Origin of the sequence: Streptomyces sp. JJ66 (assembly GCF_019303495.1) — a bacterium.
GTDB lineage: Bacteria > Actinomycetota > Actinomycetes > Streptomycetales > Streptomycetaceae > Streptomyces.
This window is the reverse complement of the sequence record NZ_JAEVFI010000066.1, coordinates 1-218: the sequence shown is the minus strand read 5'-3', so window position 1 is coordinate 218 and position 218 is coordinate 1. Positions and strand designations below refer to the sequence as shown.

At 56.9% G+C, this 218-nt stretch carries 1 rRNA gene; it reads left to right on the top strand.

Annotated elements, in window-relative coordinates:
• Positions 1–218 (top strand): 23S ribosomal RNA (locus JJV70_RS22290); the annotation flags it as partial.

Below are 218 nucleotides of genomic sequence, written 5' to 3'. Positions count from 1 at the left end.
GGGTTGCGTGTGTGGGGTTGTGGGAGTTTGCTTGACTGGTCTGCCGGCCGGTCGGTGAGTGATAAATTGTTGATGTAGGCGAAGGGCATGCGAAAGGCCCGGCGTAGAGGGTAAGACCCCCGTAGCTGAAATGTCAGCAACTTGCTTGCAAGCCACCCAAGTAGCATGGGGCTCGAGGAATCCTGTGTGAATCTGGCGGGACCACCCGTTAAGCCTAA